Here is a 1,296-nt window from a genome sequence, read left to right as displayed (position 1 = left end):
GGTGATGCTCACGACCACGACGGTGAGCCAGTAAATCGACGGCACGTACCGGCGGAGTCGCATCTGCGCGTAGAGCACCGCGGCCAGGACGACGGTGAAGATGAGCGCCGTGTTGGTGAGGCCGACGCCGAGCGTCATGTTGATCCAGTCGGCGAAACTCTCGCCGACGGTCGTGCAGAGGATCTTGATTACCCAGAACCAGATCGTGATCTCGGGGACCTTGTTCAGCATCTCGCCCGCCCGGGAGAAGGGCCAGCGGACGCTCAGTTCGGTGGTCATGCGCGGCAGCATCGCGAAGTGATCCTGCAATCAACCTGTACGAGTGTCGGCCCGGGCTCCGGAACCAGCTAGGCGCGCAGGGTCGCGAAGATGTCGTCGAGAAGTGCACCGGAAGGATCGCGTCCCACTTCCCTGAACCATTCGGTACCAAGCACCCAGCTCCGGATCGGCCTCGGCAGGCRCAGCAGCAGGGCGAGCGTCCGGATCGTGTCGCCGCCTTCGGCCTGAGAGCCGTGCGCTCTGAGCGCCCGGATCTTCGCGGGCAGCTGAGGCCGCACGTTCACGCGATGCGTCAGGCCCTCCCGCGGCGTGAGGGCCGCGGTCGGGTCGAATATGGGCGGAAGAGGCACGACCGGTGAGACTCCGCGAAGCAGTCGGACCGCCTTGGTCAGCAGGTCGCGGTCCAGGGTCGCCTCCAGCACGACGGGCGTCCCGGCGACCCTGCCGGCTCACCGCGGCCCAGACGACGGGTCATCGGTGCGCGCCGGTTAGAGAGCGCATGACCAGCGCGACGCGGGCGATGTCGTTCCAAAGCGAGTGAACCGTGACGACCTTCGGGACACCGAGCATCGCCGCTCGATTCGCGGTCTGCGGTGCGAACGGCGAGACCACCGACAGGTGGACGTGGACCACGTCGGGATCGAGTCGCGCAAGCTGGTCGATGTCCACGGATCGGCGGCGCAGGATGTCTGCTTCCCCAGGGCCGGCGGCGTCGATACGCAGCGCGGACCGGGTGGCGACCATGACGCGATGGCCGAGGACCCGTTGCCGGTGAGCCAGGTCCTGGACGTGGAGTTCGATCCCGCCCAGCCTCGGCAGATAGCAGTCAGTGCTGTGGACGATCTTCATTCGTCGGTCCCCAAGGGGGCCRCCGCCTCAGTTGAGGCGTCGTCGCTGGGCACATTCCCGGATTGACGCCAGAGCCCAATGGCCGTCGCTTAAGTGATCGACTGGCTGTCGGGCTTACTGTGGCCAGCGTCACTCGAAGCCTGTGACCTGGCCTTCTACGCCGGCCGA

The 1,296-nt window shown here is 66.8% G+C and carries 2 protein-coding genes and 1 pseudogene; all 3 read right to left on the bottom strand.

Annotation, left to right across the window (positions count from 1 at the left end; genetic code table 11):
• A pseudogene (locus BL253_RS39050) lies at positions 1 to 279 on the bottom strand (hypothetical protein); the annotation flags it as partial.
• Between the two features lie 68 nt (positions 280 to 347).
• Positions 348 to 701: a hypothetical protein gene (locus tag BL253_RS39045; RefSeq protein ID WP_241835546.1), complete on the bottom strand. Its 354-nt coding sequence runs from the start codon at positions 699 to 701 to the stop codon at positions 348 to 350.
• Positions 702 to 750: 49 nt separating this feature from the next.
• Positions 751 to 1,128 (bottom strand): glycosyltransferase, encoded by a 378-nt coding sequence (locus BL253_RS39040; RefSeq protein ID WP_076823131.1) that lies wholly within the window; start codon positions 1,126 to 1,128, stop codon positions 751 to 753.
• Positions 1,129 to 1,296: the final 168 nt, after the last annotated feature.

The sequence above is a fragment of the Pseudofrankia asymbiotica genome (genome assembly GCF_001983105.1).
In the GTDB taxonomy this organism is placed as follows: Bacteria; Actinomycetota; Actinomycetes; order Frankiales; family Frankiaceae; genus Pseudofrankia; species Pseudofrankia asymbiotica.
This window is presented reverse-complemented; position numbering and strand designations above follow the sequence as displayed.

Excerpts from the sequence above, each read along its gene's own strand:
- BL253_RS39040 (WP_076823131.1), bottom strand. The coding sequence starts at position 1,128 with ATGAAGATCGTCCACAGCACTGACTGCTATCTGCCGAGGCTGGGCGGG.